This is a genomic window from Exiguobacterium sp. N4-1P, assembly GCF_002214325.1.
This window is the reverse complement of record NZ_CP022236.1, coordinates 858,316-879,210: the sequence shown is the minus strand read 5'-3', so window position 1 is coordinate 879,210 and position 20,895 is coordinate 858,316. Positions and strand designations below refer to the sequence as shown.

The window sequence follows — 20,895 nt, the reverse complement described above, 5'->3', positions numbered from 1 at the left end:
GAAATCGGTTTAAAAAGCGACATTTGCTGTTCGTGTTAAGTTTTCTACTGTACAGTGGACATCCCCCTCCTCCCGGTAAAGATGAATGATTTTTTTACAGACCGCTAACTCCTCCCCTGAAATCCCTAGCGATTTTAAGCGTAACAACACTTCATTGACTGTTCCGGCATGTAAAGTAAATACGACGACGTGCCCACTAAGAGCAGCATTGATCGAGAGTCGTGCCGCTTCAGCAGTTCGAACTTCCCCAAAAGCAATCCAATCCGGGTCTGCCCGAAGAATTTCCTCAAAACAACGTGTCGCGTCAAAACCGGCCTTTTCATTTAACTCAAGCTGTAAGACACCAGGCACCGTACATTCGACGGGGTCCTCGACAGAGATGATCCGCTTGCCTTCCATCGATGCCATCAAGGAATAGAGCATCGTCGTCTTACCTGCCCCCGTCGTCCCAGAAATGATGATACAACCGTGACTTTGTTGTTGAAGCCATTCTAAATCCTCAATCGGATTGAGAAGCGTCGATGCAATCTCACTCGAGACAACCGCCCGATAGAAGCGCCATGACATCGCGTCCCCGTGACGACTTGGTAAAATCGAGACCCGCATCCCGCTTTGGTCAACCGGATAGACACCACTTTGCGGAATCCGTTCATTTTGTTCTTTCAAGTTGGATTCATACCGAATATGACTAACGATTGAACTGTATTGACTAAAAGGGATTGCTTCTTGTTCCTTTAATCCGTCGGCCGTCCTACAAATGACACGCGCCATTTGTTCATCTGGAACAAAATGCACATCGGTGACACCACCTTTTGCAAATCGCTGAATCAATTGACTGACAAGTTCTCTCAACATGACACCTCCTTACTTAAAAAAGTACAAAAAAAAAGAAGCCCGGACAACTCGGCTTCTTTAAGATACTTGAGCGATTAAGCGTGCTTTGCGCTTCGCTAGTGTTTCAAGACCTGGTTTATCATACCCGATTACGAGTTGTTTGCCATCAGTAATGATTGGACGACGTAACAGTTTCGGATTATCGCTCATCAATCGGAGTAGTTCGCTTAATTTCATATCCTCTACATCAATCCCAAGATCTTTGAAAGCTTGGCTACGTGTTGCGAGTAAACTTTCGATGCCGTCTGTCGATAATTTCAACAATTCCATCAATTCGTCCACTGTCGGAGCATTTCTGAACAGATGGCGTTCTTCTACATCAACATGTTCCTCTTTTAACCATGATTTCGTTTTACGACAAGATGTACAGCTCGGATACGTGAAAAATATCAACTCATTTGCCATTGTTGCTCCTCCTCTCAAAATATGCGCTTCTCATTACAGAAACTATACCACGGTTTTTTTACTTTGTACACCTTTTGTACAACTATTGTACAACTTTTTATTAAACTTCATCTTTTGTTCACAGTTATTCCTTAACAAACACTAGAACATGATGGACGGATGATTGTTTGCTTGGTAAAATAAGTACGTATATTGACTATCTGTCGGATTTAGGGGGTTATATGAATGGGGAGAATGTACCGCGTACTCGGATTTTGGACTGGAATCATTGCAGTCATGGCATTTATCGGCGCACTCGGCGGCGACGCGAGCTCAAGTGAGCATACGGATTCATTTTTAGTTATGGGCTTTGTCTTCTTGGCACAAACTGTCTTCTTTGCAGCATTAGGCTATCTTCGCCTAACTGAAAAAACGTATGTCTACATCTTTGCAGCTTACTTAACAGTATTCTTTATCGTCTTCACGTATTGGTCCAACTTCCAGATGTAAAATAAAAAAACGCCTTCTCTTCAATCGAAGAGAAGGCGTTTTTTTACACGTAATCAAAAGAACGGGTTGTTCTTAACTTCTTGACGCAATGTTGTCGTCGGACCATGTCCAGGGTAAAACGTCGTGTCATGCGGCAACTCAGCGATGATTCGATCAATCGAGCGCATCAACGTGTCTTGGTCGCCACCATGTAAGTCCGTCCGCCCAACACTCTGCTTAAACAACAAATCGCCGGCAAAGGCAACCCGTTCATTTTTGAAGTAGAACGTAACGCTACCAGGCGAATGCCCAGGCGTCTCGAGAACATGCATGTTAAAACTACCGATTGAGAGTGGTCCAGGCTCTAACCGATGCTCAGCCGGTTTGACTTTGACCGGCGGCACACCAAACTTCGACGATCCATTTAAATCGGGATTCGCCAACCATTTTGCTTCTTTTTGATGAAGATAGACTGGAGCCGATGTGAATCGTCTCAACATGTCAACGCCACCGATGTGATCAAAATGAGCGTGTGTTAAGAGGATTGCTTCGACTTGCGCGTTCCGCTGCTCGATTTCGTCAAAGAAACGCATATCTTCCGTTCCCGGATCAATGACGAGACATTTCCCATCTCGAAAAAGAAGGTATCCGTTTTCCGAGGCGATACCTGAAGTAATACTTACGATTTCCATATGATCAGACTCCTTTTAAACATCATTCTTTTCTACTATACACGAAATTGTCGAAACTTCCCTCTTCCCCCTCTCGACTTTAGGCGGATAGTCAGCTAAACTAAAAAGTGAGATTTAAGTGAAATCTTCGTGAACTTCATAACGTGATTTTTAAGGGGGAGTACGTCATGCATTTGGATCAACCAATCGGTTGGCTTTTCTTCATCGTAGCACTCGTCGGTGTTTGGGCCGTCGTCCGTTCACTTAAGAAACGCCAAATGTTTCCACTCGTATTTGCTGGACTGACTGTTGTACTATTCGGCTGGTTCGGTATTGCGACGCTGATTTTCGGTGGAATCCCATCGTAATCGTTGGATAAACATTAAAAAGGTGAGCTTTCTCGTCGAGAAGGCTCACCTTTTTTTGTCGTCATAAGTCTTGCGAAACGGATCGTACGAACAAAAGAAAGCCGAAATCCCTTAAGACGTAGAGGGATTTCGGCTATTTTAGTGTTTATCACGACTTATTTAGACTTTTGTAAGAAACGTAGCAAGTCACCGTAAATGACTTTGTCCGACAGACCGAGTTCTTTTTCAGACTGTTTGACTGCCTCTTTACAGATGGCTCCATTTTCTTCATCCGTCACTTCTTCACCTGTTTTCCGGTCATAACACGTTTCTTGTGTATAAACGGTTTTATCGGTGATGATAGACCCATCACGGAACAAGGCGTAATCTTTATGTTCTTTTGAGAACAAGTCTGTTCCGAATAAGACTTCATCCTTAAAGTCTTTTCCTAATAGGTGGAGCAACGTTGGTTTCATGTCGATTTGACTCGCCACTTCTTCGTGCTTCACACCTTTAGTTTGTCCTGGTAAGTGAATGACGAACGGAACACGTTGCAACTGAGCGACGTCATATGCCGTCAACTCATCTTTTTCGAGGAGTTCCGCCATCGCCGCGTTATGGTTCGTCGAGATTCCGTAATGGTCTCCATACAACATGAAGATTGTATCGTCCCATGTACCATCCTCTTTCAGACCATCGATGAACTTACCGAGTGCCATGTCTTGGTATGCGAGGGCTTGGACATAATGATTCAATGTCGTCGAGCTCGTCTCAAGCGGTGGGACGAGTTCATCTTCCGGTTTCGGCATTTCGAACGGATAGTGGTTCGTCAATGTGATGAACTTCGAATAAAACGGACGTGGAAGATCTTTTAACATTGGTAACGACTGTTCAAAGAACTTGTCGTCGAGTAAACCCCACTCCGTTAAATCATCCGGGTTACCGAGATCATAATCGGTCTCCGAGAAGAAACGATCGACACCAAAACTATTGTAGACGATGTCACGATTCCAGAACGATTTATTGTTCGCATGGAACACGGCAGAATAATAGCCGTCTTCTTTTAACATCTCTGGTGTTGCCCGGAATTCATTTTCCCCATTCGTAAAGAACGCAGAACCACGACCAAGTGGATAGATTGAATTCTCTAAGATGAATTCAGCATCCGATGTCTTCCCTTGTCCCGTATTATGGTAGAAGTTATCCCATGAATGTGACTCTTTAATTAATTTGTTTAAGTTCGGTGTGATTTCTTGACCATTCGGCGCTTTCAGACCAACCGCAAATGATTGGGCCGATTCGAATGACATCACGATGACGTTTTTACCTTCGTACTTACCGAACATGACCGGGTTCGGCTCAGCATACTTCGACGCGACGAAGTTTTGAACTTCCGACAATTCAGAACTGTCCGCAAGAGCTTTTTGTGCTGATGTTTTTGATTGAATCAACGCGTCATACATATGGAAGTTAAACGTTCCGATATTTTTGACGAGTAGTTCGCGGTCAAATGCCCGTGTCAATAGTTCCGGACGTTCCGTTTCAGCAAGTGCCAAGTTTCCAAGGAAGACAGCAGTTGCTGCGACGAACGCTAAAATCGCGCGTCCTCGTGACGCGACATTTTTAGACATGTCCATTTTCCGTAAGAAGAATGGAAGAATCAATAGATCGCCGACAATCAATAAGTCTGCCCATGTCAACAATGATGTAAGCGATGCTGAGACCGTCTCAGCATTTGATGTTTGGAACAAGACCGGTAACGTCAAGTAGTCATTGAAAAAGCGGAAGAAAATGATGTCCGCATAAAGAACGAGCGTCGCCAGGACGAGTATTCCGTAGATGAACCATTTTTGAACGTTACCACGGAAGAAGAAACTAAATCCAAACATGAAGAGCGCCGAACTGATTGGATTAATCAGTAAGATGAATGCTTGTGCTGAATTCGTAATCGGAACATCGAAAAACAGCGTGTATGCTACATACGTTTTTAACCAAATCAACAATGTCGCAATCCAAAAAAGTTTATGTTCTGTGTAGGTGCTTTTCACACCTTGGCCTACCTTTAGTCGCATGCGCGACCAAATGCCAGAGTCTTGCTGCATAAAAACCTGCCTCCTAATATACGTGTGTTCTTGACCTGGAACTTTTACACGTCAATCCATATTCTATTTATACCCGTATCACGTGAAAATTTTACGCTTACTTTTACAAAAATGCAACCTGAACAAAGCAGATACTTAACAATCACATACTTTCCTTACGTTTGTAAACAAAAAAAAGATTCGCAAAAGCGAACCTTTTTCTGAAATTTAATGAAATCATTTTTTCAAGAACATTTGTTTCGCAAGCCATGCACAACCGATGACACCTGCGTCATTCTCAAGTTCAGCAATTTTGAAAGTCGTCGACTCAAACACACGCGGTAACGCGAAGCGTTCAAATTGTTTTTTGAGCGGTACCATCAAAGCATCCCCTGCTTTTGAAACCCCACCACCGATAACGATCATTTCCGGATTGATGCTGTTCGCGAGATTCGAGATTGCTAATCCGAGATGGAACGTCACTTCCTCGACGACTTCCGTCGCAATCCGGTCGCCTTTCGTATAGGCATCGAAGACATCCTTCGCCGTCACGGCTTGAATATCGTTCAGGACCGTTTGCTGTCCTTTTCGTTTTTCGAGCCCGAGACGTGCCACACCTGTCGCAGAGGCGATCGTTTCAAGACATCCTTTTCGTCCACAACCGCACAGGACGCCGCCTTCTGCTAACATCGTGATATGCCCGATTTCTCCTGCCATCCCGACTGTCCCGTGAACGATTTGACCGTTCGTAATCAATCCACCACCGACGCCTGTCCCGAGTGTCACAGCAAGTAACTCCGTCGCTCCACTACCGGCACCTTTCCACATCTCACCAATTGCCGCTGCATTCGCATCATTTTCAATAACAGCCGGTAAACCCGTCAATCGTTCAAATTCACCAATCAACTCAAAGTTATTCCAACCGATGTTTACGGCACGTTCGACGACACCGGTATTAAAGTCGATGAAGCCTGGTGCACCGATTCCGGCACCAACGAAGTCTTCCGGACGTTTATTACTCTCTTTACATTTCTCAAAAAAAGATGTCGCGATGTCGCCTGGAATCTGTTCCCCATCATTCAGGATAACCGTCTCAATCTCCCATTTCTCAACGATGATGCCTTGTAAATCAAGAATTGCCATCTTGACTGTCGTTCCACCAATATCAATCCCGAGTAACCATTTCATCTGCATAGCTCCCTTATTCGTAAATGATTTCATCTCTATTAGTTTAGCTGAACGGCAATCTTGTGCAAAGGGTTGCACAAGATTTTTTTCTTACGAATGTCGTGATTTTTTGAATTCATGTGCCAAAATCACTTTCGCTGAATCATATTGCTTTTTTTCTAACACACCGGCTTGTTCAAGCTCATCGAGTTCGAGCATCATCATTGCTATATCCGACTCGCGATCGCCTAAATAGACAATCGTCCCGTACGTTTTCAATAACTGTTGCACATCATAAAGTGTTTTCATCATTCATTTTCTCCTTCACGAACACATTCAGTAAATCATACGTCGCTTGAAGTGACGCTTCATGCGTCCGTTCATACGAGTGACTCGATTCGATTCCTGGACCAAGCAGTCCATGACGGACGTCGTGCCCCGCACTGACGGCTGCTGAAGCGTCAGAACCGTAATATGGATAGATATCGACCTTATACGGAATCGAATGGCTTTGGGCAAGACGTGTGAACTGATGACGTAATGCAAGGTCATACGGTCCTGAGCTATCTTTCGCACAGATTGATACCGTATATTCATCCGAGTGTTGTCCTTCTCCTAATGCGCCCATATCGACAGCGATGTATTCTGCGACGTCTTCAGAAAAACCGGCATTCCCACCAAATCCGACTTCTTCATAATTCGAAATCAGAATTTGCGTCGTATGCGGTAATGTCTCGTTTTTCCACTCCTTGATCAGTTCAAGCAACAGGGCGACGGATGCTTTATCGTCCAGATGACGTGATTTGACGAAACCTGTTTCGGTATGAATAAATCGCGGATCGAACGTCACGATGTCACCGACTTCGATCCCTGCTACCCGTGTTTCCTCTGCCGTCGTTGACCGGATGTCGAGTCTCACTTCGATGTTCGTCGCATTTCGCTCTTCCGTGTTCGTCACGCGTGACGTATGGACGCTTGAGTGATGGAACAAAATCGTTCCTGAGACGGTCTGTCCGTCCATTTTATGGACGAGACAATTTTCACCTTCGATTGCCGTCCACGCATAACCGCCAAGTTGTGATAACGTCAGTCGACCTGTCGGCAAAATTTCTTTGACCATCGCCCCGAGCGTATCGACGTGTGCTGTCAACAAACGAATCCGTGAAGACTGTCCGGGCAACGTAGCGATCAATGCTCCTTTTTCTAACTTTTTATACGTAATTCCTTCTGCTTTAAATCGATTTTCTACATATGTAAGAGCATGCGCGGTAAATCCAGTCGGACTTGGGATTTCTACTAATTCACGAATCGTCTCAATCACAGCTTTCATCTTGTTCGCTCCTCGTTTGACGTCCTTTTTAAGGAAGGACGGCTTATTTTAATGAAATCGTTTCCTTCTTATGATACCAAATATCTCTCTCCAGTCGAAAAAGAATGCACAATCAAAAAAAGCGACCGCCTACTATGAAAAAAAGCCATAGCAACAGTTGCGCTACGACTTTCATCCTTTAAATGACTTCTTAACTCTTTCATTTAGACGTATTTTTTCATCCAAATGTCATCTCGATACGTCCCATCCTCTAGTTTGACCGAATCAGGGTCTTCTGCATATACTTCGAAACCAAGTGATTCATAGAGTTTTTGAGCAGCTTCATTTCCTGACAAGACGGCTAGAATGACTTGTTCGACTTCCGGAATTTGTTTCGCCTCTTCAATCAAGGCCTCCATCAGGGCGCGCCCCGTGCCCCCACGATAATCCGGTGAGATATAGACACCAGAAATCATCGCCTTATGTGATTCCCGTGACAGTTCGTACGGTTTGACCTGACCAAATCCAAACAATGTATCTTCATCGAATATCCCGATCCAAACTTCATCCGACTCCGGATCTCCTTCTAGCCCCTCTTGAACTTCTTCGAGCGGCGTTTGTTGCTCATCGTCAAAAGAATGACCAAATGCATCCGGATGATTTTTTAGCCCTTCGAGGCGTAAGCGCCAATACTGTTCTGCATCTTCCTTTGTTAACGTTCGAAATGTATACATGACTATCGTTTCTCCCCTTTGTGAGTTTTCTAATGTTTCTTAAGACATGAAAAACTCTTCTATCCCTAACATAACCTTTTTCTAGTAAAATAAAACCTAGTTTTCAGATTTTTTATCGCGTTCTTTTTTCTAATCAAAAAATCGTACCCACTGAAACTCCGTTTGCCCGAGTTCAGTGGGTACGATTGACGCTTCCGATTTAACGTAAGACAGGTTCCATCGTTTGACGTAAAACTTCCGCCGAATGATGGAATTTTTTTAATTCCTCATCCGTCAGCGACACCTCGATGACTTCGCGCACACCTTGTCGGTTAATCACGGCAGGTACACCGATATGAATACCAGAAATCCCGTACTGTCCGTCAACGTGCGCTCCTACAGTCAACAAACAGTTCTCGTTCCCGAGAATCGCACGGACGATCCGAACGAGACCAAGTCCAATCGCATAGTATGTTGCACCTTTTCGTTCAATGATATGATAGGCTGCATCGCGTACATTGATATAGATTTGATCTAAATCTTTTTGAGAATAACGATCGTCTTCTGCAAGCAGTTCATCAATCGTTTTTCCATAGATTCTTGAGTTGCTCCAGGCAGCGAATTCCGTGTCGCCATGCTCACCTAAAATATAGGCGTGGGCGTTTCGTGAATCGATATTAAAGTATTCTCCTAACATTTGGCGCAAGCGTGCCGTATCGAGTACCGTTCCTGATCCGAAGACGCGTGACTTTGGTAAACCAGAATATTTCCATGCTAAATGTGCCATGATGTCAACGGGATTTGATGCAACGACGATGATGCCGTCAAATCCTGATTCCATGATTTGGCGCATCATTTCTTTCATGATTAAAGCATTTTTCGCAACGAGGTCAAGTCGTGTCTCACCCGGTTTTTGTGGTGCACCGGCCGTGATCACGATGACTTCGGCATCTTTACAATCCACGTAATCCCCTGCCCATATCCGCATCGGCGAAGAACTGAATGGCGTCCCGTGATTTAAATCCATCGCTTCCCCTTCAGCTTTTGCTTTATTCACATCAATGATGACAAGTTCTTCACAAAGTCCAGCTGTCGTCATTTGATACGCAAAACTTGATCCTACTGCCCCCGCACCAATTAACGCAACGCGTGTAACTTTAGCATGTAATTCCATCCGATATGTCCACCCTTCCAAACAAACTAAAAGTTTGTTAACTATATCACAATTAGATTGTAACATCTTTCACAAACTATAAAAGACTGTGTAAACGGTCACATTTTGTCTAATTTGTGTCAACAATATCCTAACATAAGGAAGTCAGGTACTTCACCTTCCATTACCACAATCGATACAACATGAAACCAATCAGCCCCGCTAGCGTACTGGACAAATAATTAACGGCGTCATTCCCTAGCCACTTCCACCCTCGGACATATTGTGTCGTAGTACCATGATGGATTTTTTTCTCGGTTTCTTTGCCACAAATCTGACAACGATACTTTCGTTGGACGGTAGCGCCTAACACCGTATCGAGAATACTGCCAAGGACACCTCCGGCCGCGACGATCAACCATTGCTTTACGGACAAATCGAATAGAATATCACCCGCTGTCGCGATAAATAATGCACCGATGATTGTCGCGAGTGTCCCGAGTAAGGATACCCCGCCGCTCGTTCCTCGTAAGACCGGTTTAAACGTCCGGATTGAAATCGGTTCTTTTTTAGAAAGCGGACCAATCTCGGATGCCCATGTATCTGCATTCGAAGCAGCAATGACAATCAAGAAAACTAATAAAAAATCAAATTCATTTGTCAGTACAACGCCTATCGAAGCAAGCATAGCGGTTCCACCGTTGGCAAGTACTTGCCAACCATCTCGTGCACCATCTTTCTCGACGATTTGATCGACGGACTGCTTGCGTGCCTTACCGAGTTTTGATAACAGGCTAGAGCTACCGAAGAATAACAGTAACAGGACTAATCCTTCGGAATCGAGCGCATAGACGACCGTGCTGCCGACAAGTATCGTCAAGAATGCACCGCTTTTCGTTAATAATCCGAATTGATAGCCAGCATATCCGAGGGCTAAGCAGATGAATAGAAGAACAGTTAATGACATTGAATGACCTCATCTTCAGTGACAATTGTATCAACCGGGCGATCAAATGATTCTACTTCGAATCGTTCCACGACTTGAACGGCAAATGCAATCGAAAGCGTCGGACCTGAAAAATCAATCAACGCACGATCATAAAACCCACCACCCCATCCTAAGCGATAGCCATTACGCATATAGGCACGACCCGGTACGATACAAAGATCAATCGTCGGCAATGCAATTTCAAAAGCAGTTGCATCCGGTTCAAAAATCCCCATCGAATTCTCAATCAGTCGACTGCTTGGCGAATGTTCAAAAAATCTCATTTCTTGACCGATGACCTTCGGAATGACGACACGTTTTCCATCCGCCCATGCTTGTTGAATGACTCGATCCGTTGAACATTCGTTTCGAAACGAGAGGGTCACCGCAATTGATGTCGCACTCATCCATTCTGGCAATACAAATAACTGCTCTGCAATTCGTCGTTCCCGCTCCTGCCGGTTTTCCAACTCGTTCAGTCGCTCACCGATTACCCGTCGCGCTGCTTTTTTATTCATATAGTATTCCCCCATTCACAAAAAAAGCCATCACACAAGGTGACGGCTTCCATCTCAATTATTTTACTTCACGGTGAAGTGTGTGCTTACGGAGACGTGGGTTGTATTTCTTCAACTCAAGACGCTCTGGGTTGTTACGCTTGTTCTTTTTAGTGATATAAGTACGGTCACCAGTTTCAGTGCAAGCCAAAGTAATTTTAACGCGCATGGGATTCCCTCCTATCTAGCTCTCAATGTATCAAGTGTTTTTGCTTTACATAAGGTTAAGCATACTCAAGTATCGTACCAAGAAAGGAACGGAATTGCAACTGTTCATCCGTTCTTTTTCTGAATCGCCAATTGTTCGTATGGTTTTTCAAGGTTCACTTGGAATTCAAGCGGTTTTTGAGCAACATGATAATCATTTTCGATTCCTTGTCTCGCTTCTTCACGTTCTAAATAAATCAATTGTGAATGACGAAGTGCTTCGCCCTCTAATCGTTTAATCGCAACAACTAAACCACCGCTACTCGCTGGAGAACGTTCACTCTCAAGATTGTACACATTGCTGACAAGCGGCAACTGATTGATCTCAGCAAACGATTGAGCAGCCGACGCCGTCTCCATCGTAAAGTTATGGACAAGGCGGAATTCTACGATTTTATGCAGGGCTTGCGCTTGACGCAACACGGCAAGATTTAATCCGGCCAACTGATTGTAAGTCTGAACGAGCGGTAGGCCCGTCATGCGGACGCCGTAAATATGAACGCCATCTTCAAATCGATAAGCCGTCTCATTTTCTGTGATGACATAGACATTTTCTCCCGCTCCTGCCAATCGCTTCGCAAACTCAGCAATTGGTCGGTTCGAATCTTGGTAATCTTTTGCGACGAGTAAAATCGCAGCATCGTTCCATGACGTTTCACGTTGCACCGCAACATAGTAGTCATGCGTCGTCAAATAGACGTCTGGTTCGATGTCTGTATCCGCTAAGAAGGGATATTCGGCATAACGCGTTTCAAGCCAGTCGGTCGTTAATTCTCCAGCGTCAAGTAACCGCTCCGTTTCTTCAAATCGCTTAATATGTTCACGGAATCGATTCGCCGCATATTGTGCAGTCGTCTGTCCATCGAGAATGAACGGCCAGTCGCTCGAAACCGCGAGCAAGTATTCACGAATCAATTGACGTTTTGCTTTGACCGTCAAACCATCTTGATGACGATTACGCGCCATGACACCGGCTAATCGTTTTTCAAGTTGATGCAAGTGACGAATCATCCAGTCGTTCCGTTCATTGATCCACACATCCGCATACCCTTTCCGGCCCCATGTCCCCATTGCGACGTGCACCGTCTCGATGTCGCCAAAATGACGCTCGAGGAACATTGTAGGTGAAATCGATTCGACCCCAACATCTTCAAGTCGTTCCATGGCTTTACCAAGGAAGTCCGGTCCCTCAAACCACCAATGTCCAAACAGTTCTGCATCGAATGGCGCCGTGACGAGGAAGGGTGGGAAATCTTGTCCACTGTGCTGGTCAAGATGCTCCGCCAATGCTTCCGCAAAGTCAGCTGCATGCTCATCCGTTTGTTTCCAAGCCCAGTCGCGGACATAAAAAGCCTTTTGATCGGACTCTCCTGTAACACGATGTAATTTTAAGCCCGTATCGTAGCGGAGTCCTTCAGGATGCATGAATTCTGCAATTTGGTCCCACTCCCGATCATAGGCAAGATCGCGGTAAAATTCACGATAGTTCGGGTGTCCCGGATAACCAATGACAGAACTCCAAATGCGTCCAGAAATGATTTGATCGCGCGGAAACAGTGCAACACCATGTGGCGAATAGACCGGTGCGCCGATGCCGTGTTTCGGAGCAGGATCAGCGTTTAAGATGGAATGTTCGTCTACGAATGTATAACGAATCCCCTCTTCGCACATGATTTTATCAAGACCTGGTGTGTAGGCACATTCCGGCATCCATAGCCCCGTCGGACGGAATCCATAATGACGTTCGAAACAGTTTAATCCAGTTTGAATCTCTGACCGGGCAGCTTGCTCTGATAACATATGCGGACTGAAACCATGCGTTGCCGTACAGGTCATCAATTCAAGGTAACCCGCTTCTTTATAATGACGGAAGGCATGGTTTAAATCGCGACCCCAATGTTCGAATGTATTTTTTAAGTCACGGTACCGTTCTTTGTAGAAAAGCAGGGCATCCCGTTCTTCCGCCACTAAATCGCGGTCAAGTTCTTGATCAATTAAGCGTAATGTATCATCTAAATGCTCTACATAACGTTCTTGAATCAGTGAATCCGCAAGCATTTCAATGACGGGTGGAGAAATACTAATCGTCCATCCGAGCGGACGCTCCAGACGATCAATTTCCCATAATAACGGAATATACGTTTCTGAAATCGCTTCGTACATCCAACGCTCTTCTAGACGATGAGCTTCCTGATGACGAATATAAGGTAAATGGGCATGTAAAACGAGTGAAAAATAGCCTTTGCGCATGTTTTCTCTTCCTCTCCTTCTTTCTATCTTTTAGCTCAACGAATTCGGTCGAAATAAGAATACGGTCGTAAAACTTCTACCCATTCCGGTTGCTCGACTTCTCCATTTTGCCAACGAGCGACGACTTCAGCGAATCGCCCTTCAACGACAGGTTCGTCACGCGGCGTCTCGACCGGCTTCGAACGTAGTACCGGAACAAAGTCACCATCAATCGTTTGAATTCCCCATTCGATGATGTATGTAGTGTTTGGGGATAACGGACGAACGAACCAAGAGTTCGTCATTTCCGGCAGTTCAAATTGATACGTCCGGTTCGCTTCACCTTTTTCATACTCGACTAACGTCACATCAATGATTCGAAGTTCTTTACGGAATGAATCGAACGCTGCATGGTAATGCGTCTCTAACATTTTACGAGATAACTCCGAGAGCTCCCAGTACACGTACAATGCCGTCGGCGATTGAACGATGGCATGCATGATGTCATCTTCATAGTGCGTCGCCATCCCGAATGCATCCCGTTCAAGCGATGGTATGGCGATGACAGCAGGAACGATTTCATTCGCAGCCACTTTCATCGATGGAGTGGCTTTCTGTTGTTTTTTAGGAGCTGCTGTTTTTTTGTCCGTTGGTTCTGAAAGTGATTTTCGGTACTTACTCCACGCATATTTCACTTTCCCTTCCGTCGACTCTAATTTCTCAGCGATTTGTTTTGTCGTCAGTCCTTGTTCTTTTAATTTTATGATTTTATCAAGCATTACCTATCACCTCTTTATCTTTATTCACTTCTTTCCTATTCTACAAACTTGTTTCAAATTCCTTTACGAAAAAAAGTAGGTCGAGGATTTTCCTCGTACCTACTCAAGTTAGTTATTTAAGTCGTAGTGTTTCCCTTTTTCGAGATAGATGAGGTGCTCCCCGACGTTCGTCAAATGGTCGCCCATCCGTTCGATGTAGCGACAGATGTTCGTAAACTGCATGATTTCATCGACAACAATCGGTTGCAATGACATATGGCGCATGTATTGGCGAAGCGCTTTATATGTCGTCTCATCAATGATGTTGTCGAGATCGGATAACGCTTTTGCTTTTTCGATATCACCATCGCGATAGGCGACGATGGCTGTTTCCGTCATATCAAGCAATGTTTCAAACGCTTCTTTTAGAAGCGAGATGTCGATGACATAAGGAAATGTTTCGACACGTAAAACCGCTTTCGAGATGTTTCCGGCATAATCGGCAATCCGCTCTAAGTCTGTTGCGATTTTCATCGCTGTCACGAGTCGACGTAAATCCGTTGCCACTGGTTGTTGTTTCGCAATCAAAAGAATCGCATCATCATTGATTTCAAGTTCCAGCGCATCGAGTTCGTTATCATTTTCAATCACTGTACGCGCGATGTCGAGATCGTATTTTTCAAGTGCTTCTGCTGTCGTCGCAATCTGTTGCATCGTCTTGCGGGCAAGAAGAAAGACTTTTTGATCGAGTACTGCTAGATTTTCTCCAAAAATCGTACGGTGAGCTGCCATTGAAAGTTCCTCCTAATTATCCGAATCGTCCTGAAATATAATCCTCTGTCCGCTTATCACTCGGATTCGAGAAGATACGATCCGTTTGATCAAACTCCACTACTTCTCCGTTCAAGAAGAATGCCGTCTTATCTGAGACACGTGCTGCCTGTTGCATATTATGCGTCACGATGATGATCGAGTACTCTTTTTTCAACTCCTGGACGAGTTCCTCGACTTTGAGTGTCGAAATCGGGTCGAGTGCTGAAGTTGGCTCATCCATTAAGATGACATCCGGTTCGATTGCAAGGCACCGCGCGATACAAAGACGTTGTTGTTGCCCACCTGATAATCCGTAGGCATTTTCATTCAGACGATCTTTGACTTCATCCCAAATCGCCGCACCTCGCAAGCTACGTTCCACGATTTCATCTAAAATCTTTTTGTTTTTGACACCGTGGACACGTGGTCCGTACGCGATGTTATCGTAAATCGATTTCGGGAACGGGTTCGGTTGCTGAAAAACCATTCCGACGGACGTCCGTAATTCTTCCACTTCATATTCTTTATCGAAGATGTTCCGGCCGTTATATTCGATGACACCGTTCGTCCGTACGATTGGCACGAGCTCGACCATCCGGTTCAAGGTTTTGATGAATGTCGATTTCCCGCACCCAGACGGTCCGATGATTGCCGTGACTTCGTTTTGTTTAATATCTAAGTTGACATCTTTTAAGGCGTGGTCATCGCCGTACCATAAGTTTAAATTGTCGACACGGTATACACTGTCTTGCGCAGCTACTGGTTGATTCATAGTTGTTGCCCCTTCTTTCTCGGCTGTTTTTGTCGTCAGCTTCGTATCCATCATCTGTGTTCCTCCTTAAAAACGATTCAGCACACTCCTACGATTAATAACGTTTAGAAAAACGATTTCGAATCCAGATTGCAAGTGAGTTCATTGTCAATAAAATCACCATCAAGACAATGATTCCTGCTGCAGCAAGACCTTGGAAATCAGCTTGCGGACGGCTTGTCCAGTTATAAATTTGAATCGGCAACGCCGTAAACTCTGAAAAGATCCCTTCTGGTGCACGGGCGATGAAGATGGCTGCTCCGACCATGATAAGCGGTGCTGTTTCACCAATCGCACGTGAGACAGCTAAGATGATTCCCGTAATGACACCTGGAAGTGACGCCGGTAAAACGACTTTGAACGTCGTCTGCCATTTCGAGGCACCAAGTGCCAGTGAAGCATGACGCATCGCTTGCGGCACGGAACGAATCGCCTCTTGCGACGATACGATGACGACCGGTAAGCTCATTAACGCGAGCGTCAACGCTCCAGCAATCAATGTTGAACCGAAGCCCATATTCCGGACGAAGAATGTTAAACCGAGCAAACCGAAAACGATTGAAGGTACGCCTGCCAAGTTCGAGATGTTGACTTCGATGAACGATGTCATCCGCCCTTTTTTCGCGTATTCCTCTAAATAAATCGCAGCTCCGACACCCATGATGAAAATCATTGGAACGATTAAAAGCATTAAGAAGATCGTACCCATCAGTGCAGGATAGATTCCAGCGCGTTCTGGACGTCGTGATGGGCCATTCTGAAGGAAATCAAGCGATAACCATGCAGCACCATCACGGAGTACGCCGACAAGAAGAATACCAAGAACGACGAGACCAAATAGGAGACCAATCAAGAAAATCACTTTCGTCACATTGTTGACGACAAGACGCTGACTGATTGATTTTTTTACTGCAACTGGATCAATGAACTTTTTTTGTACAGGTTGTTTTTCTGGTAAGGCCATCTTAATACTCCTCTCTGAAACGACGCGTAATCCAGTTCGCGAGGAGGTTCATCACAAGTGTAAAGACGAACAACAGCGTACCGACAGCGTAGATACTATAATATTCAACGGTTCCATATCCCGCATCACCAAGCGCGACTTGAACGATATAAGCTGTCATCGTTTGGACAGGTTCAAGCGGATTGACGGTTGCAGTAGGATTTGATCCCCCGGCAATCGTCACAATCATTGTTTCACCAATCGCACGAGACATCCCTAGGACGATCGACGCGATGATACCTGAAAGTGCTGCCGGAACTACGACTTTTAAAGCCACTTCAAGGCGTGTCGAACCAAGTGCGAGTGCACCGTCACGGATTTTTTTCGGGACAGAACTCATCGCATCCTCAGAAATCGAGGCAATCATCGGGATGATCATGATTCCGACGACAATCCCTGGGCTGAGTGCGTTGTAAATCGCAAGACCGGGAATTAACTTTACGAGTAGAGGTGTAACGAACGTCAACGCGAAGAAACCGAAGACGATTGTCGGGACACCTGCTAAGACTTCAAGAATTGGTTTTAACACACGACGTGCGCGCTCTGACGCATACTCACTTAAATAAATAGCAGATGTGAGTCCGATCGGCACGGCAACTAGCATCGCAATCACGGTAATCTCAAGTGTTCCGACGACGAGCGGCCAGATTCCGTACTCTGGAACCGAGTTCAACGGGTACCAGCTCGTACTACCGAAAAATTCTTTGATTGAGACGACTTCAAAGAAATGTTCCGTTTCGATGACTAACGTGAGAATGATGCCAATGGTCGTAACGACCGAAGCAAACGCACATAAAAATAAGATGATTGGCATAATTCGTTCCATGATGTTTTTCATACTGAATTTTTGTTTTCGGTTCTGTTGAATCAGCTCGCGAACCGAGTTTTTTGATGATGAATTCATCCTTCTTCGCTCCCTACTTCATCATTCCTACATAAGAACGGGACTTAAAAAGGGAGAGATTCCCCCCTTTTTAAGTCACCCTCCTATTCGGATGTTTATTTCATTGCATCTTCGATTGCTTTTGCATTTTCGTCATAACGCTCTTGCTTCATTTTGACGTAACCGACTTCTTCCGCTAAATCACCGGCATTTTCATTCGTAAATTTCACGAAGTCAGCGACTTGTTTTTTATCAGTGAGTGATTTGTTGTTTACATACGTGTAGATTTCACGTGATAACGGATATGAAAGATCGTTGATTGTTTCTGGTGTTGGATCAACAGCATCTTTTCCTTCAGCCGATAACGGTACTTCTTTTAACTTATCTTTGTTTTCAGCATAGTACGCATAACCAAAGTAGCCGATTGCGCCTTTTGTTCCTTCGACACCTTTAACGAGGACGTTATCATCTTCAGAAAGCTGGACGTCTTTACGCATATCTTTTTCATCCATTACTTCCTCATTGAAGTAATCGAATGTACCTGAGTCTTTACCAGGGCTGAAGAATTTGATTGGTTCTGCTGGGTAAGATGAATCGACATCTTTCCATGTTTTGACGTTCGGATCCTGCCACATTTTATTGAGCTGGTCAATCGTCAATTCCTTGACCCATGTGTTTTCTTTACTTACTGCAACTGTTAATCCGTCAAGCGCTAGTGCCATTCGTGTATATTCAATTCCATTTTTTTCTGCTTCTGCTGCTTCTTCTTCTTTGATTTCACGTGAAGCGTTCGAAAGATCTGTTTCACCGACGACGAAGCGTTTAAATCCGCCACCTGTCCCAGACACACCGACCGTTACGTTTACATCTGGCTGTTCAATCGAATATTCTTCTCCGACTGCTTCCATGATTGGAAAAACTGTTGACGATCCATCAATTGCAATCTTTCCTGAAAGATCCGACGAACTCGAAGAGCTTCCTTCGTCATTTCCGCATGCTGCACCGACTACTGCGATTGAAGCTACTGTTGTGATAAGTGCTGTTTTTTTCATCCAAGACATGATTAAATTTCCTCCTCGAAGTATGTCGCTTATACCAATACGACTTTTTATCCGTTTCCCTTACAAGACTTATAATACGGATGAACTATTAAAACGAAATGAATCCAACGTAAAAGAATTGTAAAGGCTTGTTTTTTGCAGTTTACAATTCAAAATACATTATAAAAAAAGGTCAATCCAAATAAAAAAAACGAAGATGAGTTTCCTCACCTTCGCTCTTCTAGTTAATTTGGCTTAGTCTGCCACGGAATATCTTTTACATTGAAGTACGCCTTCACTAAATCATGCCCAATTTTCGAGTTGACCGTTTCTTGCTCCATATATGGAAGGAACACGGCCCAAGCAATCTCTGGATTATCATACGGCGCCCAACCGACAAGGTTCGAGTTTAATGAACGAACCGGCTGACCACTGCTGTCACGTAACGCAATCCCGTCTTCACCATATACGCTTACCTGTGCCGTACCTGTCTTAGCCGCCGCATCGATTCCTGTCAGCGCAATTACTTTAGAAGTCCCGCGCTCTCCTTTGACGACTCGATGTAATCCTTCACGGACGTGATCAATGTTGTCTTGGCTGACTTCGATTCGGTTCAAGTAATTTGTTTCGAAGCTATACTCGACTTGTTTTGTATCTTCTTCAATTGAATTCGATGCGAGCACTTCTTTTAAAAAATGTGGTTGAACACGATAACCGCCGTTCGCGAGTGTTGAGATATACTGCGCGACTTGTAACGGAGTGAACGCGTCATATTGCCCGATGACACGGTCCATCAAGAGCGTGACGCGGTCCGGTGTCCCTTGCACACCTTTCGCTTCGTACGGTAAATCAATCCCAGTCGTCACGCCGAGCCCGAACTGGCTGTAATAGTTTTGCATGATGGCTGCAGCAGCATCGACGCTCGCCCCTGCAATCCCATTACTCGGATAATTTGCCATCCGCATTGCGATGTTGAACATATATACGTTTGACGAGCGTTCGAGCGCCGTCAAATCCGTAATCGGCCCCATGTTGACGTAAGAAGCCTTCTTCGTCCCACCGATTGTAATCGGCGCATCATTGATGACTTCATTTTGACGAATGACGCCTTCTTCAAGTCCCATTGCAACCGTCGCCCCTTTAATCGTCGATCCGATTTGGAGTGAGGTCAGAACATTATTGATTGCGACGTCACTGAATTTATTCGTCGCCGTATCGAGTTTTTGTCCCGACATCGCTAAAACTTCACCCGTTTGCGGGTTCATCACGACCGCATAACCTTCTTTAAGATAGCCGCTTCCCATGCCGCGACCCATCTTGATCGCTTGTTGGAGGATTTGATCGACCTGTTTGTTGTATTCCGCGTCAACCGTCAGAACGAGGTCTTTTCCAGACTCTCCTTCTTCGCGGTTCGGCTCACCGACTGGTTCGCCGTTAAACGTCTCATACACATCATATGCCGGTTTACCGCGTAGTAAATCTTCATATTGTTGTTCTAAAAACGATGTTCCGACCCGATCGTTTAAACTGTACCCTTTTGCCTTGTATTCCGCTTGTTGCTCAGCAGGAATCTTCGAGTACTTTCCGAAAATGTTCCGGAGCGTTCCTTCATATGGATAAGATCGTTCATAGAACGGTTCCACAGAAACACCTTTTAGGTCTTCGAGATTTTCGTCAATGATCGCCATCTCTTTTGCCGTCGCACCAAGCTTGACGAGTTGTGGATCAAGCGCATACCCGACTTCCATATTGTGTTTGATTGCGACGATTTCCATTGTTTTATCATCATAATCAATATCTTTCTCTGTAATTGTATCGAGCATGACTTGATTCTCTTCAGCAATCGATAACTTTTTTCGTTCTTCCAATGTCGGATACTTTTCTTTCATGACAGCATCAAAACGACGTTTCGACTCTTCTGTATTGGTCGCGATCCAGTAATCTTTTAAGTCACGTTCCGTTACCTTCCAATCATCTTTCGGTAAATTGATGATGGCAGCGAGACGTGAAGCTGTTTCAATCCGCTCATCGACCTTTGTATTTTGCGAGCGTCGGTAGACAATTGAATATTTTGAAATCGTATCGACGAGCAATCGTCCATCGCGGTCATAAATTTTCCCGCGTGGTACTTCATACTTGGAAGCGATCATCTCTGTTTTTTGAACTTCTCGTGAGATTTTTTCACCATTGACAATTTGGACGACACCAAGTCGGAAAATCAAAATCGCAAATAATAAAAAAACAACAAAGAACATTAAATTTAATCGAAGCGGCAAGTGGTTACGCCGTCTTCCTCTTACCGTGATTCGTTTCGCCATGGCGTACTCCCCTATCGTTCAAAAAGTCATCTTTGTTCATTATATAGAAGGAAACAATCCATAACAACCTATCCCATCAT

At 44.7% G+C, this 20,895-nt stretch carries 22 protein-coding genes; 2 read left to right on the top strand and 20 right to left on the bottom strand.

The window, feature by feature from the left end:
• Positions 1-9 precede the first annotated feature (9 nt).
• Positions 10-855, bottom strand: a complete 846-nt coding sequence (locus A0126_RS04455; protein ID WP_239456848.1) for an ATPase, T2SS/T4P/T4SS family — start codon at positions 853-855, stop codon at positions 10-12.
• A gap of 57 nt (positions 856-912) precedes the next feature.
• The gene (locus A0126_RS04450) at positions 913-1,299 is read right to left on the bottom strand and encodes a Spx/MgsR family RNA polymerase-binding regulatory protein (RefSeq protein WP_029332995.1); all 387 of its coding nucleotides are present in this window, start codon (positions 1,297-1,299) and stop codon (positions 913-915) included.
• A 225-nt stretch (positions 1,300-1,524) separates the two neighbouring features.
• On the opposite strand from A0126_RS04450, the gene A0126_RS04445 reads away from it, so the two are divergent.
• Positions 1,525-1,788, top strand: a complete 264-nt coding sequence (locus A0126_RS04445; protein WP_012369782.1) for a DUF2626 family protein — start codon at positions 1,525-1,527, stop codon at positions 1,786-1,788.
• Positions 1,789-1,841: 53 nt separating this feature from the next.
• On the opposite strand, the gene A0126_RS04440 is transcribed toward A0126_RS04445, so the two are convergent.
• The gene (locus A0126_RS04440) at positions 1,842-2,459 is read right to left on the bottom strand and encodes an MBL fold metallo-hydrolase (RefSeq protein ID WP_088836596.1); all 618 of its coding nucleotides are present in this window, start codon (positions 2,457-2,459) and stop codon (positions 1,842-1,844) included.
• A 167-nt stretch (positions 2,460-2,626) separates the two neighbouring features.
• On the opposite strand from A0126_RS04440, the gene A0126_RS04435 reads away from it, so the two are divergent.
• A complete protein-coding gene (locus tag A0126_RS04435) occupies positions 2,627-2,806 on the top strand; it encodes a DUF2759 domain-containing protein (protein WP_029332993.1) in 180 nt (59 codons plus the stop codon).
• Positions 2,807-2,961: 155 nt separating this feature from the next.
• Here A0126_RS04435 and A0126_RS04430 read toward each other — a convergent pair whose 3' ends face one another.
• The 17 genes from A0126_RS04430 to A0126_RS04350 form a co-directional block, all read right to left on the bottom strand.
• A complete protein-coding gene (locus tag A0126_RS04430) occupies positions 2,962-4,887 on the bottom strand; it encodes an LTA synthase family protein (RefSeq protein WP_034801229.1) in 1,926 nt (641 codons plus the stop codon).
• 216 nt (positions 4,888-5,103) lie between these two features.
• Complete coding sequence (locus A0126_RS04425; protein ID WP_157898463.1) at positions 5,104-6,060, bottom strand: ROK family glucokinase; 957 nt, start codon at positions 6,058-6,060, stop codon at positions 5,104-5,106.
• An 84-nt stretch (positions 6,061-6,144) separates the two neighbouring features.
• The gene (locus A0126_RS04420; protein ID WP_029332990.1) at positions 6,145-6,342 is read right to left on the bottom strand and encodes a YqgQ family protein; all 198 of its coding nucleotides are present in this window, start codon (positions 6,340-6,342) and stop codon (positions 6,145-6,147) included.
• A complete protein-coding gene (locus tag A0126_RS04415; RefSeq protein ID WP_088836594.1) occupies positions 6,326-7,363 on the bottom strand; it encodes a M42 family metallopeptidase in 1,038 nt (345 codons plus the stop codon). The genes A0126_RS04420 and A0126_RS04415 overlap by 17 nt, the downstream gene beginning before the upstream one ends.
• Positions 7,364-7,566: 203 nt before the next feature.
• Positions 7,567-8,076: a GNAT family N-acetyltransferase gene (locus A0126_RS04410; RefSeq protein WP_088836593.1), complete on the bottom strand. Its 510-nt coding sequence runs from the start codon at positions 8,074-8,076 to the stop codon at positions 7,567-7,569.
• A gap of 199 nt (positions 8,077-8,275) precedes the next feature.
• On the bottom strand, positions 8,276-9,229 hold the full coding sequence (locus A0126_RS04405) for an L-lactate dehydrogenase (RefSeq protein ID WP_088836592.1): 954 nt from the start codon (positions 9,227-9,229) through the stop codon (positions 8,276-8,278).
• A gap of 163 nt (positions 9,230-9,392) precedes the next feature.
• A complete protein-coding gene (locus A0126_RS04400; protein ID WP_088836591.1) occupies positions 9,393-10,175 on the bottom strand; it encodes a DUF92 domain-containing protein in 783 nt (260 codons plus the stop codon).
• Positions 10,166-10,714, bottom strand: a complete 549-nt coding sequence (locus A0126_RS04395; RefSeq protein WP_088836590.1) for a 5-formyltetrahydrofolate cyclo-ligase — start codon at positions 10,712-10,714, stop codon at positions 10,166-10,168. The genes A0126_RS04400 and A0126_RS04395 overlap by 10 nt, the downstream gene beginning before the upstream one ends.
• Before the next feature lie 58 nt (positions 10,715-10,772).
• Positions 10,773-10,922: a 50S ribosomal protein L33 gene (gene rpmG / locus A0126_RS04390; protein ID WP_012369771.1), complete on the bottom strand. Its 150-nt coding sequence runs from the start codon at positions 10,920-10,922 to the stop codon at positions 10,773-10,775.
• A gap of 104 nt (positions 10,923-11,026) precedes the next feature.
• Positions 11,027-13,210, bottom strand: coding sequence for a glycoside hydrolase family 57 protein (locus A0126_RS04385; protein ID WP_088836589.1), 2,184 nt, complete (start codon positions 13,208-13,210; stop codon positions 11,027-11,029).
• A 35-nt stretch (positions 13,211-13,245) separates the two neighbouring features.
• A complete protein-coding gene (locus tag A0126_RS04380; protein WP_088836588.1) occupies positions 13,246-13,968 on the bottom strand; it encodes a DUF4912 domain-containing protein in 723 nt (240 codons plus the stop codon).
• A 108-nt stretch (positions 13,969-14,076) separates the two neighbouring features.
• A complete protein-coding gene (gene phoU, locus A0126_RS04375) occupies positions 14,077-14,739 on the bottom strand; it encodes a phosphate signaling complex protein PhoU (protein ID WP_088836587.1) in 663 nt (220 codons plus the stop codon).
• Between the two features lie 16 nt (positions 14,740-14,755).
• Positions 14,756-15,532 carry a phosphate ABC transporter ATP-binding protein PstB gene (pstB, locus tag A0126_RS04370; protein ID WP_239456901.1) on the bottom strand — a complete coding sequence of 259 codons (777 nt, stop codon included), beginning with the start codon at positions 15,530-15,532 and terminating at the stop codon, positions 14,756-14,758.
• Positions 15,533-15,626: 94 nt separating this feature from the next.
• On the bottom strand, positions 15,627-16,535 hold the full coding sequence (gene pstA, locus A0126_RS04365; protein ID WP_088836585.1) for a phosphate ABC transporter permease PstA: 909 nt from the start codon (positions 16,533-16,535) through the stop codon (positions 15,627-15,629).
• A gap of 1 nt (position 16,536) precedes the next feature.
• Positions 16,537-17,478, bottom strand: coding sequence for a phosphate ABC transporter permease subunit PstC (pstC, locus tag A0126_RS04360; protein WP_088836584.1), 942 nt, complete (start codon positions 17,476-17,478; stop codon positions 16,537-16,539).
• 95 nt (positions 17,479-17,573) lie between these two features.
• Positions 17,574-18,518, bottom strand: a complete 945-nt coding sequence (locus tag A0126_RS04355) for a PstS family phosphate ABC transporter substrate-binding protein (RefSeq protein ID WP_088836583.1) — start codon at positions 18,516-18,518, stop codon at positions 17,574-17,576.
• Between the two features lie 224 nt (positions 18,519-18,742).
• Positions 18,743-20,815, bottom strand: a complete 2,073-nt coding sequence (locus A0126_RS04350; protein WP_088836582.1) for a peptidoglycan D,D-transpeptidase FtsI family protein — start codon at positions 20,813-20,815, stop codon at positions 18,743-18,745.
• Positions 20,816-20,895 lie beyond the last annotated feature (80 nt).

Excerpts from the sequence above, each read along its gene's own strand:
- A0126_RS04455 (WP_239456848.1), bottom strand. The coding sequence starts at position 855 with ATGTTGAGAGAACTTGTCAGTCAATTGATTCAGCGATTTGCAAAAGGT.
- A0126_RS04450 (WP_029332995.1), bottom strand. The coding sequence starts at position 1,299 with ATGGCAAATGAGTTGATATTTTTCACGTATCCGAGCTGTACATCTTGT.
- A0126_RS04445 (WP_012369782.1), top strand. The coding sequence starts at position 1,525 with ATGGGGAGAATGTACCGCGTACTCGGATTTTGGACTGGAATCATTGCA.
- A0126_RS04440 (WP_088836596.1), bottom strand. The coding sequence starts at position 2,459 with ATGGAAATCGTAAGTATTACTTCAGGTATCGCCTCGGAAAACGGATAC.
- A0126_RS04435 (WP_029332993.1), top strand. The coding sequence starts at position 2,627 with ATGCATTTGGATCAACCAATCGGTTGGCTTTTCTTCATCGTAGCACTC.
- A0126_RS04430 (WP_034801229.1), bottom strand. The coding sequence starts at position 4,887 with ATGCAGCAAGACTCTGGCATTTGGTCGCGCATGCGACTAAAGGTAGGC.
- A0126_RS04425 (WP_157898463.1), bottom strand. The coding sequence starts at position 6,060 with ATGCAGATGAAATGGTTACTCGGGATTGATATTGGTGGAACGACAGTC.
- A0126_RS04420 (WP_029332990.1), bottom strand. The coding sequence starts at position 6,342 with ATGAAAACACTTTATGATGTGCAACAGTTATTGAAAACGTACGGGACG.
- A0126_RS04415 (WP_088836594.1), bottom strand. The coding sequence starts at position 7,363 with ATGAAAGCTGTGATTGAGACGATTCGTGAATTAGTAGAAATCCCAAGT.
- A0126_RS04410 (WP_088836593.1), bottom strand. The coding sequence starts at position 8,076 with ATGTATACATTTCGAACGTTAACAAAGGAAGATGCAGAACAGTATTGG.
- A0126_RS04405 (WP_088836592.1), bottom strand. The coding sequence starts at position 9,229 with ATGGAATTACATGCTAAAGTTACACGCGTTGCGTTAATTGGTGCGGGG.
- A0126_RS04400 (WP_088836591.1), bottom strand. The coding sequence starts at position 10,175 with ATGTCATTAACTGTTCTTCTATTCATCTGCTTAGCCCTCGGATATGCT.
- A0126_RS04395 (WP_088836590.1), bottom strand. The coding sequence starts at position 10,714 with ATGAATAAAAAAGCAGCGCGACGGGTAATCGGTGAGCGACTGAACGAG.
- rpmG (WP_012369771.1), bottom strand. The coding sequence starts at position 10,922 with ATGCGCGTTAAAATTACTTTGGCTTGCACTGAAACTGGTGACCGTACT.
- A0126_RS04385 (WP_088836589.1), bottom strand. The coding sequence starts at position 13,210 with ATGCGCAAAGGCTATTTTTCACTCGTTTTACATGCCCATTTACCTTAT.
- A0126_RS04380 (WP_088836588.1), bottom strand. The coding sequence starts at position 13,968 with ATGCTTGATAAAATCATAAAATTAAAAGAACAAGGACTGACGACAAAA.
- phoU (WP_088836587.1), bottom strand. The coding sequence starts at position 14,739 with ATGGCAGCTCACCGTACGATTTTTGGAGAAAATCTAGCAGTACTCGAT.
- pstB (WP_239456901.1), bottom strand. The coding sequence starts at position 15,532 with ATGAATCAACCAGTAGCTGCGCAAGACAGTGTATACCGTGTCGACAAT.
- pstA (WP_088836585.1), bottom strand. The coding sequence starts at position 16,535 with ATGGCCTTACCAGAAAAACAACCTGTACAAAAAAAGTTCATTGATCCA.
- pstC (WP_088836584.1), bottom strand. The coding sequence starts at position 17,478 with ATGAATTCATCATCAAAAAACTCGGTTCGCGAGCTGATTCAACAGAAC.
- A0126_RS04355 (WP_088836583.1), bottom strand. The coding sequence starts at position 18,518 with ATGTCTTGGATGAAAAAAACAGCACTTATCACAACAGTAGCTTCAATC.
- A0126_RS04350 (WP_088836582.1), bottom strand. The coding sequence starts at position 20,815 with ATGGCGAAACGAATCACGGTAAGAGGAAGACGGCGTAACCACTTGCCG.